Origin of the sequence: Micromonospora sp. PLK6-60 (assembly GCF_019890675.1) — a bacterium.
In the GTDB taxonomy this organism is placed as follows: Bacteria; Actinomycetota; Actinomycetes; order Mycobacteriales; family Micromonosporaceae; genus Micromonospora.
Window position 1 is genome coordinate 1 of record NZ_JAIOAA010000031.1, and the last position, 13384, is coordinate 13384.

13 protein-coding genes are annotated in these 13384 nt (G+C 72.6%); 8 read left to right on the top strand and 5 right to left on the bottom strand.

The features are described 5' to 3' along the window. A partial coding sequence (locus K7640_RS29260; RefSeq protein ID WP_222958182.1) for an RICIN domain-containing protein occupies positions 1–516 on the top strand: 516 nt, incomplete at its 5' end. Between the two features lie 94 nt (positions 517–610). After that, positions 611–3268 (top strand): RICIN domain-containing protein, encoded by a 2658-nt coding sequence (locus K7640_RS29265; protein WP_255610189.1) that lies wholly within the window; start codon positions 611–613, stop codon positions 3266–3268. Positions 3269–3439: 171 nt separating this feature from the next. Here K7640_RS29265 and K7640_RS29270 read toward each other — a convergent pair whose 3' ends face one another. Further along, entirely contained in the window at positions 3440–4075 is a 636-nt protein-coding gene (locus K7640_RS29270; RefSeq protein WP_222958184.1) for an NADPH-dependent F420 reductase, read from the bottom strand. Positions 4076–4159: 84 nt separating this feature from the next. Here K7640_RS29270 and K7640_RS29275 point away from each other — a divergent pair, with 84 nt between their 5' ends. The 3 genes from K7640_RS29275 to K7640_RS29285 all read left to right on the top strand — a co-directional run bounded on the left by K7640_RS29275 (position 4160) and on the right by K7640_RS29285 (position 8563). Further along, the gene (locus K7640_RS29275) at positions 4160–4540 is read left to right on the top strand and encodes a helix-turn-helix domain-containing protein (protein ID WP_222958185.1); all 381 of its coding nucleotides are present in this window, start codon (positions 4160–4162) and stop codon (positions 4538–4540) included. Between the two features lie 138 nt (positions 4541–4678). Next, positions 4679–7378 (top strand): BNR repeat-containing protein, encoded by a 2700-nt coding sequence (locus tag K7640_RS30670; protein WP_222958186.1) that lies wholly within the window; start codon positions 4679–4681, stop codon positions 7376–7378. 99 nt (positions 7379–7477) lie between these two features. Then, the gene (locus tag K7640_RS29285; protein WP_222958187.1) at positions 7478–8563 is read left to right on the top strand and encodes a hypothetical protein; all 1086 of its coding nucleotides are present in this window, start codon (positions 7478–7480) and stop codon (positions 8561–8563) included. Between the two features lie 45 nt (positions 8564–8608). On the opposite strand, the gene K7640_RS29290 is transcribed toward K7640_RS29285, so the two are convergent. Then, the gene (locus tag K7640_RS29290) at positions 8609–9253 is read right to left on the bottom strand and encodes an alpha/beta fold hydrolase (RefSeq protein WP_222958188.1); all 645 of its coding nucleotides are present in this window, start codon (positions 9251–9253) and stop codon (positions 8609–8611) included. An 89-nt stretch (positions 9254–9342) separates the two neighbouring features. Here K7640_RS29290 and K7640_RS29295 point away from each other — a divergent pair, with 89 nt between their 5' ends. Further along, a complete protein-coding gene (locus K7640_RS29295; RefSeq protein WP_222958189.1) occupies positions 9343–9966 on the top strand; it encodes a hypothetical protein in 624 nt (207 codons plus the stop codon). 61 nt (positions 9967–10027) lie between these two features. Here the strand turns inward: K7640_RS29295 and K7640_RS29300 are convergent, their stop codons facing one another. Next, complete coding sequence (locus K7640_RS29300; RefSeq protein WP_222958190.1) at positions 10028–10753, bottom strand: trans-aconitate 2-methyltransferase; 726 nt, start codon at positions 10751–10753, stop codon at positions 10028–10030. A gap of 56 nt (positions 10754–10809) precedes the next feature. Between K7640_RS29300 and K7640_RS29305 the strand changes: the two genes are divergently transcribed. Together K7640_RS29305 and K7640_RS29310 are read left to right on the top strand one after the other, a co-directional pair. Next, positions 10810–11517 carry an ElyC/SanA/YdcF family protein gene (locus K7640_RS29305; RefSeq protein ID WP_308042851.1) on the top strand — a complete coding sequence of 236 codons (708 nt, stop codon included), beginning with the start codon at positions 10810–10812 and terminating at the stop codon, positions 11515–11517. A gap of 57 nt (positions 11518–11574) precedes the next feature. After that, positions 11575–12303, top strand: coding sequence for a Clp protease N-terminal domain-containing protein (locus K7640_RS29310; RefSeq protein WP_222958191.1), 729 nt, complete (start codon positions 11575–11577; stop codon positions 12301–12303). Between the two features lie 115 nt (positions 12304–12418). Here the strand turns inward: K7640_RS29310 and K7640_RS29315 are convergent, their stop codons facing one another. Next, positions 12419–12937, bottom strand: coding sequence for a hypothetical protein (locus K7640_RS29315; protein WP_222958192.1), 519 nt, complete (start codon positions 12935–12937; stop codon positions 12419–12421). A gap of 94 nt (positions 12938–13031) precedes the next feature. Further along, positions 13032–13220: a DNA repair protein gene (locus K7640_RS29320; RefSeq protein WP_222958193.1), complete on the bottom strand. Its 189-nt coding sequence runs from the start codon at positions 13218–13220 to the stop codon at positions 13032–13034. Positions 13221–13384: the final 164 nt, after the last annotated feature.

The window sequence follows — 13384 nt, forward strand, 5'->3', positions numbered from 1 at the left end:
GTGTGGGGCGTACGCGACTGCGACTCGTGGCGCGGCGGCGACAACGCCCTGCTCTTCGACTGCGCGGGCAACAAGAAGGCCGCGTACACGGCGGTCCTCGACGCCCTCAACGGCGGCACCACCCCGCCGCCCAACCCGACCGGCAACCGGCTGCGCAACGAGGCGTCCGGCCGGTGCCTGGACGTGAACGGCGCGAGCTCGGCCAACGGCGCCCAGATGCTCATCTGGGACTGCCACACCGGGGCGAACCAGCAGTTCACCCAGAACGGGCGGGCGTTGCAGGTGATGGGCAAGTGCCTGGACGTGCCGAACAACGCCGCCGCCGGCACCCGGGTGCAGATCTGGGACTGCAGCGGTGGGGTGAACCAGCAGTGGGTCTTCAACAGCAACGCCACGATCAGCAATGCCCAGACCGGGTTGTGCCTGGACGTCAACGGTGCCAGCACCGCCAACGGCACCGCGGTGATCGTGTGGGGTTGCCACGGCGGGGCCAACCAGCGCTGGGCCCGGGCCTGAGATGACGGGCCGCACGGCACCGCCCCGATCCCGAGGACCGGCAGGTGCAGAGCTGAGTTCCGTCGTCCGTGCCGGAAGGGGTGCCCTGCTCGCGCTGGCGGTGCTCGTCGCCGCCGCGCTGCCGGCAGTGGTCGCCGATCCGGCGCCGGCCCGGGCGGCGGTCCAGGAGACGCTGTACGTCGCACCGGACGGAAACGACGCCAACCCGGGCACGATCGCCGCGCCGTTCAGAACGGTGCAGCGCGCACGGGACGTGGTCCGCACGAAGACCGCGACCATGACCGGCGACATCCAGGTCTACCTGCGCGGCGGACGCTACCCGGTGAGCAGCACGATCGAGTTCGGGGCGGGTGACTCCGGCACGAACGGCAACCGGGTCGTCTACGCCGCGTACCCCGGCGAGGCGCCAATCCTCGACGGCGGCGTGCAGGTGACCGGCTGGACCCAGCACAGCGGCAACATCTGGAAGGCGCCGCTGGACCGGGCCAACAAGCTGCGGACGCTCTACGTCAACGACAGGCGCGCGGTCATGGCCGCGAAGACGATCGGTTCGGCGGGGTGCTACGGGACGTACACCATCACCGCCGGGCAGGCCGACTGGGCCTGGGAGTCGGGGTCGCAGTGTGACGGCGCCAAGTACGGCCTGAACGACTTCCCCGCCATCGCCCGCAACCACGACGACATCGAGATCGAGACGGGGACGACCTGGACCACGGCCTTCGTGGGCGTCCGCCAGGTGACCACCAGCTCCGACGGCGCGAACCGGGTGGCCCTGTTCCAGCAGCCAGGTGCGGCCATCGCGCAGGGTGCGTTCAACGGCAACGCCCAGGTGGGCGGCACCCACAAGGTCATGAACGCGTACGAGTTCCTGGACGCGCCCGGCGAGTTCTACTTCGACAAGGGCAGCCGGACCCTCTACTACTACAAGGCCAGCGCCGAGAACATGACGACCGCTACGGTCTACGCGCCCAACAACGTGACCACCCTGCTGCGCGTCGCCGGCACCTCGACGAGCAACCACGCGCGCAACATCACGTTCTCCGGCCTGACCGTGCAGCACTCCGACTGGAACCTGTTCAACGTCGCCGGCTCGTCCTTCAAGCAGGCGCAGCAGGGCAACCTCGGCGCCCAGGCGTACGCGAAGGGCAACTTCCACGTCTACTACTACCGCAACGTGGACGTCACCCCCGGCATCGTCCAGGTGCAGAACGCCGACGGGATCCTCCTGCACCGCAACCGGATCCAGCACACCGGTGCGGACGGCATCAACATGGTCAACGACGTGCAGGGCAGCCAGTTGATCGGCAACTACACCAACGACATCGCCGGCTCCGCCATCACCATCGGTCATCCCCAGCACGTCTACCTCGGCGACGGCACCTCGACCAACCGAGAGAAGTACTCCCCGCAGGTCGAGGGGCTGCCGAAGAACATCGACATCAGAAACAACTACCTGTACGACAGCGCGGTCCTGTTCAACGGGCACAGCCCGATCTCGGCGTACTTCGCCGACACCCTCACCATTGCGCGCAACCGGATCGAGAAGGCCCCGTGGTCGGGCATCACCCTCGGCTGGGGCTGGTGGAACTTCGACGGATCAGCGGGTTCGATCGCGCCGAACCGGCCGACCACCACGGCCCGGAACAACACCATCAGCAACAACCACATCATCGACACGGTGCAACGCCTGAGTGACACCGCGCCGATCTACACCCTCGGCAGCCAGCCGGGCACCACGATCACCAACAACTACCTCCAGGGCGTGCCCGCGGGCCACAAGTACGGGCTGCACCCGGACGAGGGGTCGGCGTTCATCACGTTCCGGGACAACGTCCTGAGCATCGACAAGAACGTCACCTGGATGATCAATTCCGACGACTTCGGCCGCAAGCACGACCTGAGCATCACGCAGACCTACGGCCCGATCAACAAGGTGTCGAACAAGAACCTGCCGAACAGCACGATCGCCGACATCATCGTCTCCGCCGACTACGTCTGGCCGGCCGCGGCGTACGGGATCGCCGTGAACTCCGGCCTCGAGGACGCGTACCGGGACATCATCCCGGCGGGCAACCTCTCGGCGCCGAACCATGTCCTGCCCGCCAGCACGTTCGTCACCAGCGCGACGGCGACGATCCCGATCCGCAGCACCGGCGACGCCACCGGGTCGGTCTGGCTGGCCCCCGCCGGCACCACCACCTTCACCGCCGGCCCGACGATGACCAGGGCGGCCGGCAGTGCCACCTCCATCGCGGTGCCGACGGCGCAGGGGGAGTATCGGCTCTACGTCGTCGACGCCCAGGGCAACCGGTCGGCGGAGTCGACCGCCATCGTCCGGCAGCAGAGCGGCGGCGGCAGCCCGCAGGGCGGGCAACTCGTGGGCGGCCAGTCCGGCCGCTGCGTCGAGGTGCCCAACTCCTCGACCACCAACGGCACCCAGGTGCAGCTCTGGGACTGCGGCAGCGGCGCCAACCAGCGGTGGACCTCCACCGCCGGCAAGCAACTGACGGTGTACGGCAACAAGTGCCTGGACGCCTCCGGGGCCGGCACGGCCAACGGCACCCAGGTGATCATCTGGGACTGCCACGGCGGGCTCAACCAGCAGTGGAACGTCAACGCCAACGGCACCATCACGAACGGCCAGTCCGGGCTCTGTCTCGACGCCAACGGCGCCGCCACCGCCAACGGCACGAAGATCATTCTCTGGTCGTGCAACGGTGGCGCGAACCAGCAGTGGCGCCTGCGGAGCTGACCAACCACACCCGGGGGCCGGGCCGAGCTGGCCCAGCCCCCGGGTACGTGCCGGCGGGCCCGCCGTGGTCGGTGACGCGGTGGCGTCCGAGCCTGGCTTCGCACCATCCTCAGGCCACCGGTCACCGCCGAATGACATGACGAGCGGCTCGAACGACAGCAGGGTCCGGGCTCACTCGCCGCGCGGCGACGGCACCGCGGGGATCGCCGACTGCGGGTCGACGCCGGCGAACGCGAGCGCGATGACGAACCCGGCGACCTCCTCCAGCTGGCGCGCCCGGTCCAGCCCGCCGACCACGGCGGGCACGCCGCCGATGTCGCGGACCAGCGAGCCGACGGTCTCCAGCGCTCGCCGGTCGTCCCCGCACATCGCGACCGTCACCGGCGGGGACTCGGGTGCCGTCCACCGCGTCGACGGGAACAGATGCAGCGCCTTGACCACGTGGGCGCCGGGGGCGAGTTCGGCGACGTGCTGCGCGGCAGCTCGCCCCGCTTCCGTCCGCAGCACGCCGACGCCGTGCTCCACCGCGTTCGTCGGATCGATGAGCGGCTTACCGGCGAGCGACCCGCCGGGTGCGCCGGCCGCGGCGAGGATGTCGGCGACGCCCTCCCACCGTACGGAGAGCAGGACGACGTCGGCGTCCGCCGCGACCTCGGGCAGCGGCCGGGCGTGCGCGCCGGAGGCCTTCGCCGCGACCTCCGCGCGCTCAGGGGAGCGGCCGCCGATGGTGATGTCATGTCCGGCCCGGGTCCAGCCGGTGGCGAGCGCCGTGGCGAGGGTTCCGGTGCCGAGGATTCCGATACGCATGGCACAGACGCTAGAGAGTTCGACGCGCACCGATCGGGTCGTCACGCACCAACCGGAGCGCATCGGCCGTGACACGATGGCCGGATGGCTCGGGACACGGACGGCGGCTGTGTGGATTTCGTGGCGGACTGCCGGCTGCGGCTGGGCACGGACCTGTTCACGCATGTGTGGGACCCGGTCGTCCTGGCCGCGCTCACCGCCGGCCCGCGGCGTCGCCGCGCGCTCCGGGCGAGCATCGGCGGCATCAGCGACAAGGCCCTCACCGAGGCGCTGCACCGGCTCGTCACCAACGGCCTGACCGAACGCCTGTCGTACGCCGAGGCGCCACCGCGCGTCGACTACGCGTTGACCCCGCTCGGCCGGAGCTTCGCCGACGGACCGATGCGCGCGCTCGCCGAATGGATCACCCGGTACGGCGACGAGCTTTTCGAGGCGCAGGAACGGATGCGCCGGGCGTCCGCCTGACACCACCATCCGCCGCCGAAGCCGGAGAACGGGTTGTCCGGGTCCACATCGGAGCGTCTAGCTCAGTAAGATTCGTCACTCCCGCCCGACGCCTGCTGGCGCCCGCCGCCCCGAGCACCTCGCCCAAGGAGACCGGTCATGTCCTCCGTACCCAGCGCGCCGGTCCGACCCCCACGGGCCGGGCGGGTGCGGATGCTCGCCGTGGCGATGGCGGCGCTGCTGGCCGGCGCCGGGCCGGCCCCCGCGACGGCCGCGCCGGGCAGTGAAACGCCGACCGGGGCGACCGCCACCGCCGGGACCGTCTCGTTCAGCGACGACTTTCAGCGGGCGAACGGGCCGGTCGGCAACGGGTGGGTGGCCGCCCGCGGCACCTGGTCCATCGCCGCCGGCGCGGTCCAGGCCACCGGGCCGGCCGAGCGGGTGCTGGTCCGGGAGTCGCTGTTCCTCGGCGCGAGCCACGACATCGCCACATCGCTGGTGCTGCCCGCCCCGGCCGGGTCCGCCCGGCTCTGGGCCGGGATCGCCTTCCAGGTCGTCGACCACGCCGACGGGACGCAGACCTTCTACGCCCTGCGGGTGGGGCAGAACCAGGGCGACGGGGCGCGGGCCCGGTGGCAGTTGGTGCGCATCGACCACTCGGTCGGGGCGACCGACACCGGGCTGCTGGGCGAGGGAGACCTCGCGGCCGCCCCCGGGACCGCGCTGGGCCTGCGGGTCACCGCCACGCCGGACGGCGCGGGAGTCGTCGTCCGGGTCAGCGCCGGCGCGACCGTGCTGGACCGTACCGTCCCGCTGCGCCTGGTCGACCGGCTCAGCGGCGGCAAGGTCGGGCTGTACTCCCAGGCCGGCGCCGTCGGGCTGCGCGACTTCGCGGTGACGGCGACGACGGCGCCCGGCTACCGCTCCTTCTTCGACGGGTTCGACCGTGCCGACGGGGCGGTCGGCAACGGCTGGCGGGCCGCCCGGGGCACCTGGCGCATCGCCGCCGGCGCTGCCGTCCCGTCCGGGACAGATGAGCGGCTGATGTACCCGAGCGGGCTCAACCTGGGCGACACATTCCTGCTCAAGACGTCGTTGACCCTGCCCACACCGGCACTGACCTACCGGTCGTGGAGTGGCCTCGCGTTCAACGTCGTCGACCACGCGGACGGCACCCAGAGCTACTACGTGCTGCGGATCGGCCAGTCCCAGGCGGACGGCGGGCGGGCCCAGTGGCAGGTGGTCCGGATGACCCGGTCGTCGTCCGGCGCGCCGGACGCACTGCTGGCCGGTGGGAGCGTCAGCGCCGCGCCCGGCGACACCCTCAGCCTCGGCATCGACTCCAAGAACCGGGGCACCGGCATCCACGTCGCCATCGACGGCGCCGGCGTACCGGCCGGGAGAGCGGTCGACCAGTACGTCGGGCTGCGCTGGCGTGACCTGCTCACCGGCGGTGGCGCCGGGGTGTACTCGCAGGCCGGTGCCGTGGGCTTCCCCTCCTTCGCGGTGGAGACCAGCAACCTGCCGGCCGGCGCGCCGGCCGAACCGGGGCCGCTGGACTGTTCGCCGCGCGCCCCCGGTGACTACCCGCTGCCGGGCACGTCCAGGAGCGTCAGCCAGGTCGTCGACGTGGGCACCACCTGGGCCGGGCACCCGGTCGAGCAGGCGATCCTGACCAGCGGGACCGATCAGTACGTGGCCTACTACGACGCCGACCGCCGGATGACGGTGGCGAAGCGGTCCCTCACCGACACCACCTGGACCCGGCGGACGCTGGACTCCACGCTCGGGTGGGACAGCCACAACAGCATCACGATGGCGCTGGACAGCACCGGCAACCTGCACCTGGCCGGCAACATGCACGCCGTGCCGCTGGTCTACTTCCGTACCTCGGTGCCGGGTGACCTCGGCACGCTGACTCGGATCCCCACCATGGTGGACAGCGCGCTGGAAGGGTCGGTCACCTATCCCCGCTTCCTCCGGCACACCAACGGCGACCTGTTGTTCAGCTACCGCAACGGGGTCAGCGGCGACGGCGCCAACTACTACAACCGGTACGACCCGGCCAGCCGTACCTGGTCGAGTCTGCTGAACCGACCGCTGGTCGACGGCGGCGGTCGCAACGCCTACCCGGACGGCCCGGTCCGTGGCCCGGACGGGTACTGGCACATGGTGCTGGTGTGGCGGGACACGCCGGACGCCGGCAGTTCGAGCATGCCGTCGTACGCGCGCAGCCGCGACCTGGTCAGCTGGGAGGACAGCGCCGGCCGGCCGCTCGCCCTGCCGTTGACCTACCTCCGGTCCGAGGTCATCGATCCGGTGCCGACCTACGGCGGGGTGGTCAACGGCAACGCCCGGCTCGGCTTCGACAGCGCCAACCGGGTCGTGGTGACCTACACGAAGTACGACGCCGACCTGGGCAACCAGCTCTACGCGGCGCAGCCGGACGGCTCGGGCGGCTGGCGGATCACCCAGCTGTCGAACTGGACCGGCCGGTGGGAAGTCCTGGGGGGCGGCACCCTGACGTTCCCCGTCGGGTTGCCGGCGGCCGCCAGTGGGCTGCCCGACGGCAGGCTGCGGGTGCCGTACACGTGCGGTGGCGCCAAGCGCTCGCTGATCGTCGAACCGTCCTCGATGAGCGTCGTGGCCGACGTGCCGGAACCGGCGCTCCCCAGCGAGATCACCCAGGTGCGGTCCGGGTTCGCCGGCATCGGCGTGCGGACCGCGTCGTCCGTGGCCGGCGACCGCACCTACGTGCTGCGCTGGGAGAGCATGCCCGCCAACCAGGACCTGCCCCGGCCGCCCGAGCAGACCCCGCCCGCCCAACCCTTGCAGCTCTACGTGCTGACCACCCCCTGACCGGGACGGCAGCCCGGTCGAGCGCGCTCCCTCGTGCGGGGGATCGACACCCCTCGCGACGGGCAGGTCGGGACGGTCGGGCGGCGGCACGATCGGTGCGTGACGGCGAGAATTCGGCAACGGTGGGCGTGCGCCGCGGTGATCTTCGCGGTCGGCTACCTCGGGTTCCGGCTCTACTGGGCCGCCGGCGGCCGGTACGGCTACTCGGCCTGCGACCGGCGACACGAGTCGGCGGACGCGGCGTCGGGCTGTGGGGCCGACGGGTTGGCGAGCCTGCCGTTCCGGTCCGGCTGGGGTCCGGCCGTGCTGGCCGCCCTGCTCGTCGGGCTCGCGCTGGCACTGCTCGCCGTCACGGTGACGGGGGACGGCGAGCCGACGCCGGCGAGTGCGGCGGGGACGCGTGGGCGCCGCGTCGTCCCCGCCGCGGCGTGGCTCGCCTGCGGTGCGCTGCTGGTCGCGGCGTTCCCGATGCACCTGCTGTTCCAGATCCCCGCCGGTCTGGCCGGCCATCCCACCGACTGGCGGGACGTCGGCCACCGGCTGCTGCTGGTCGCCGGGGCCGTGCTGTTCGGTGCGGCCGCCCGGGCCGTCGCGCCGAAGCCGCGGTGTGACCAGCCGCGGGCGGCGGCACCGGAGGCGCGGCCGGTGCCGGTGCGACTGCGCCGCTGGACGTACCTGGCCGGTGCCGTGCCGCTGTTCGGCTGGACACTGCCGCACGGGCTGTGGTTCCTCGGCGTACCGTTCGGGATTCCGGCGGCGATGCTCGACGGGATCCGGGTCGAGCTGGTGACGGCGGCGCCGGTGACCGCGGCGGCGATCGTCTTCGCGCCGACGGCGGGCGGCCTGCTCACGCTGGGCCTGGCCCAGCGCTGGGGGCAGGTGTTCCCGGCCCGGCTGCCCGGACTGGGCGGTCGGCGGGTGCCGCGCCCGCTGGCCCTCGTGCCGGCCGGGGTGGTGGCCGTCTCGCTTGTCGCGTACGGCCTGCTCAGCGCGGCGGCCCTGGTCGGCGGACTGCTCGGCGGGACCACCGGGTGGGCGGATCTGCGGTCCGGTTGGGCGGTCACCGCGACGGTGCCGGTCTTCCTGGCCTGGGGGGTGGCGCTGGGGATGGCGGCCTACGGCTATCACCGGCTGACAGAGATGTCGGTGCAGGCTCAGCCCGGGCGGCGAACAGCTTCGCCATGATGTCGCGGCAGGGCGGCCCGTGCCGCAGCCTGTCGGTCCCGATCGTCAGCGAAGCAGGTACGCGGTCAGCCGGTCGGCGAGCTGCTCGGGGTGGCTGAGCGCGACCGCGTGGCAGCCGTCGATCTCGTCCGGGGTGACGCCGAGCCGCTCGGCGGCCACCCGGCGTTGGAAGTCCGGCGGGAAGAACCGGTCCTGGCGGGCGATCAGCACCTTCGTCGGCACGGCCGGCCAGCCGGCCAACGGCCAGGGCTCGTCCCACTCCGCGCTGACCTGGTCCCGGCCGTGCGCCGCCGCCTCCGTGACGACCTCCGCCGGCAGGTCGTTGTAGAACTGCTGTTCCTGGCTGAGCCCGGCCACGGGGCGATGCCCGGTGTTGCCCCACCAGTCCCCGGGCCGCTCACCGGGCGCCGGGACCATCGGGGCGAGCAGGACGAGCAGCCGCACCGGCAGCCGGTCGGCGACCAGCGCCGCGGTGAACGCACCGTACGAGTGCCCGACCACCACCAGGTCGCTCCGGTCGCCGATCGCGGTGACGACCGTGTCGCGGAACGCGGCGAACCCCGCCGACCTGTCTTCGATCGGCAGCTCCGGCAGCACCACGTCGTGGCCGCGACCGGCCAGCTCAGGGACCAGGAGATGCCAGTCCCAGGCGCTGCCCCCACCGCCGTGGATCAGTACGAAAGTCGCCATGCCCCGAAGCCTCACACAGCTGCCCGACGGCGTCGGGTCGCACCGGCGCGGGACGACGACGGGATCTTGGTTGTATTAGCCTCCGCGGCATGGCCTTGGCTCCAGACCAGTTCTACGACCATGCGGTGTCCGTCGCGGACGGCGAGCGGCGGCTTCCGCTGGCCCGCATGACCGGATGGGACATCAGCCCGTTCGAGCCGGAGGGTCTGCGCGTCGCGCCGCTGCGCCCGCCGGTGCTGCCCGAGCCCGCCCGGCACGGCGAGGATCCGGCGGACTGCCAGCCCTGCCGGGAGCGCGACGAGGGACTCTGGTTCAACGATCACTGGCGGCTGGCCCGGGTCCCGGGTGTGGGCGTGCCGCTGGTGCTGATGCTGTACCCGCGCGATCACTACGACATGGCGGACCTTCCCGACGATCTCGCCGCGGAGCTGGGACTGCTGAGCACACGGATCGTCCGCCACGTGCAGGCGCTGCCGCACATCTCGCGCGCCCACGTCCATCGCTTCGGCGACGGCGCCGCCCACCTGCACGTCTGGTTCTTCGCCCGGCCGGAGGGCCAGGCACAGCTCTTCGGATCCTGGCAGGTCGTCTGGGACGATCTGCTGCCGGAGTATCCCGCCGACGTGGCCGAGGCGGACGCCGTGATCGTGGCCGACGCCCTGGTCGCCTCGCACGGGGGCAGCCGGTCGCCCGTCGCCGCGCCGGCGACCTGACCGGCCCGTCCGCGCCGGGCGGAACAGTCGCGTCCGGACCGGCGACGCCAGCGCCGGCCGGTCACCCCCGGCCCAGCACCAGCGTGGTGCGCAGATCGAGGACGACACCGCCGCCGAAGTCGTCGACGAGCCGCCCGAGCGCGGTCAACCCGCGCTGCTGCTGCTCCGGCGACCGGGCGAGGAACGGCCCGAACGTGCGTACCAGGGCGAGATACCGCTCCTTGTCCAGCCGCAGGTTGCGCCGGAAGACCTCCCGGCGGACATCGGCGAACTGCCCGCTGTCGGCGATGTCGTGGTGGAACCAGTCCCGGGGCCGCTCCCGCACGGTGGGGTCGACGGCGTGCAGCGCGGCCCGGATCGCGGCCCGCTGGTCGGCGTCGGCGTAGTCGTAGCGGTGCCCGAAGACCGCGAGGGTGCCGCCGGGCGCGAGGGCCCGCCGGGCGTACGTGTTGCGGGTCCCCGGGTCCAGCCAGTGCCAGGCCATGGCGCAGGCCAGCACGCCGACCCCGCCGACGGGCGGCGACCACTGTTCGAAGGGGCCGTTGTGGATGTGCGCGTCCGGAAAGCGCCCGGCCAGCAGCGCGGCCATCCGGGGGTCGGGCTCCACACAGGTCAGTGGTGCCGCGATGCGGGCGAGGACGTCGGTGCCCTTGCCCGTGCCGGCGCCGATCTCGACCACGGAGGTCGGTGCGCCGCCGTGGTAGGCGACGATCGCGTCGGCGATCTCGGCCGGGTATCCCGGCCGGGCGGTCTCGTACAGGTCGGCCACCGGCCCGAAGACGTCCACGCCTCAGCCTCGCGCGGTGACCACGTGCGGGCAAGGCCGGTTGCCATACTGGGCCGGTGTCGGGTCTTCGTCGGGTGCTGAGTCGGTTCCGTCGCGTCCCCCGTTCCCGCTGGCTGCGGCGCGCCCTGCTGGTCGCGGCGCTCGGCGCGGTGCTGGCCGGTGCGGCCACCGGGGCGAGCGTGGTGTGGGTGCGCTCGGGCGCGGCGGGTCACCTCTTCACCGTCGAGGACGTCCCCGAGGCGCCGGTGGCGCTGGTGCTCGGCGCGCAGGTCGATCCGGGCGGGCAGCCGTCGGCGTTCCTGGCCGCCCGGCTGGAGATCGCGCGGCAGTTGCTGGCGGCCGGCAAGGTCCACGCCGTCCTCGTCTCCGGTGACCACATGGACTGGGGCTACGACGAGCCGGGCGCGATGCGTCGCTGGCTGGTCGAGCGGGGTGTGCCGGAGCGGAAGGTGGTGCTCGACCACGCCGGCTTCGACACCTACGACTCGTGTGCGCGGGCGCGGCGGATCTTCGGCGTGCGCCAGGCCACCGTGGTCACCCAGTCGTTCCACCTCGCCCGGGCGGTGACGCTGTGTCGGACGCTGGGCGTCGAGGCCAACGGCGTGGGCGACGAGACGGCGAAGCGGTTCCCGCTGCTCTGGCGCCGGGGTGTGGTGCGCGAGTACGGCGCGGGCGTCAAGGCGGGGTGGGACGTGCTGTCCGGGCGGGACCCGGTCCACCTGGGCCGGCGGGAGACCGGGGTCGACGACGCCCTGCGCGACTGACCAGGAATCGTCAACCACTGGTTGACGGAGCACCCGGCGTCAACCTAGAGTTGACGCATGACCGATCCCGTGCAGCTGAGCCACCCCGTTCGACTCGACGACCTGATCGCGGGGATCAAGAAGTCCCGCGACAACGCCCTCGACCAGCTCTCCGACGCCGTCCTGCTCGCCGATCACCTCGGGGACGTCGCCGACCACCTGATCGGCCACTTCGTGGACCAGGCCCGGCGCTCCGGCGCCTCCTGGACCGAGATCGGCAGCAGCATGGGGGTGAGCAAGCAGGCCGCGCAGAAGCGCTCCGTGGCCAAGGCCGAGACCGCCGCCTCGATGGACCCCAGCGCCGGATTCCGCCGGTTCACCACCCGCGCCCGCAACGTGGTGCTGGCCGCGCAGGCGGCGGCGCGGGCCGCGCGCAACGCGGAGATCGCCCCCGCGCACCTCGTCCTCGGCCTGCTCGCCGAGCCGGAGGCGTTGGCCGCCAAGGCGATGGTCGCGACCGGCGTCTCGCTGGACGCGGTGCGGGAGGCGGCCACCGCGGTCCTGCCGCCGGCGGCCGACCAGGTGCCGGACCTCATCCCGTACGACGCGCGCGGCAAGAAGGCCCTGGAGCTGACCTTCCGGGAGGCGCTGCGGCTCGGGCACAACTACGTCGGCACCGAGCACATCCTGCTGGCCCTGATCGAGGAGGAGAACGGCGACGGGCCGCTCGCCGGGCTCGGGCTGGACAAGGGCGCGCTCGAGGCGTGGCTGGTGGAGACGCTGCAGAAGATCTCGATGAAGCAGTGACCGGGGCCAGCCGGGCGGGTGACGGCCTCTTCGTCACCGGCCCGAGGCGGCGATCGGCACGCCCTGCCGGGCGGACGCCCGCCCGGGCGGTGCTCCCGCCCGGGCGTCGGCGGCGTCAGCGCTGGCCGGGGAAGCCGTAGCGGGCGGCGTGCTCCGGGTCGGCCGGGTCCACCTGGCGGATGCCGGCGTCGGCGAGCCGCTTGTTGACCTCGTCGAGCCGCTCGCGCACCAGCCGGGCCTCCTCCTCGGTGACCCGTCCGCGGTGCGGCCGGCCGGCGTGCTCGATGGTCCCGTAGTCGACCTTCTCGGCGGCCCGCCGGGCCTTCGGCGGCTTGACCCGCTCGGCCGTCCGCAGCAGCTGCGCCATCGGCACGTCGGTGGCCATCGCGTCGAACTCGCTGGCGGTGAGCACCACCCGGCGCGGCTCGCCACCGCCGTGGCGGTCGTGGATCTCCACCACCGCCACGTCCAGGGCGGCGTCGTCGATGCTCTCCACCTCCACCGGGGTGGCGTCCAGTCGCACGGGGCCGGCCACCAGGTCAGGGTGCTCCAGTACGACGACGGCGACCACCTCGTCGTCGGGCCGCAGGACCGTGCCGGTGAAGTCGGAGACCTGGATCGTCTTCTTGCCCATGCGCGGAGCTTCTCCTGTCGTAGCCGGTGCTCGGACCAGAAGACGCTAACCGACAGGTGTGCGAAAGCCATGGGTGGACCGCCCGGGTGTGTCGTCAGCGGGCGGTGAGGCCGCGCCGGGGGGAGGCTCCGGCCGGCAGCGCGTTCAGCTCCGCCCAGGTGAGCCCGGCGTCCGAGCGGGCCTCCCGGTACGACGGTTGGGCGGGGAAGCGCCCGGCCGCCTCCGCCGCCGACCAGATGCGGTCGACGTCCTGCTGGTACCGGTCATTCGGCTGATTCGGCATGACCATTACCGTCCCAAAGAAAGGTGTACATGTATGGAAATAGATGTGACGCGATGTTCGTGCGGCAGGTTCCCGGTGCCGACCCCGAGGTCCGAGCCGGCGGGGCATCGGTGATGTTCGGTACGCCTACCCGTTCGGCCCGTCGGTCAACCTCGATTCGTCAA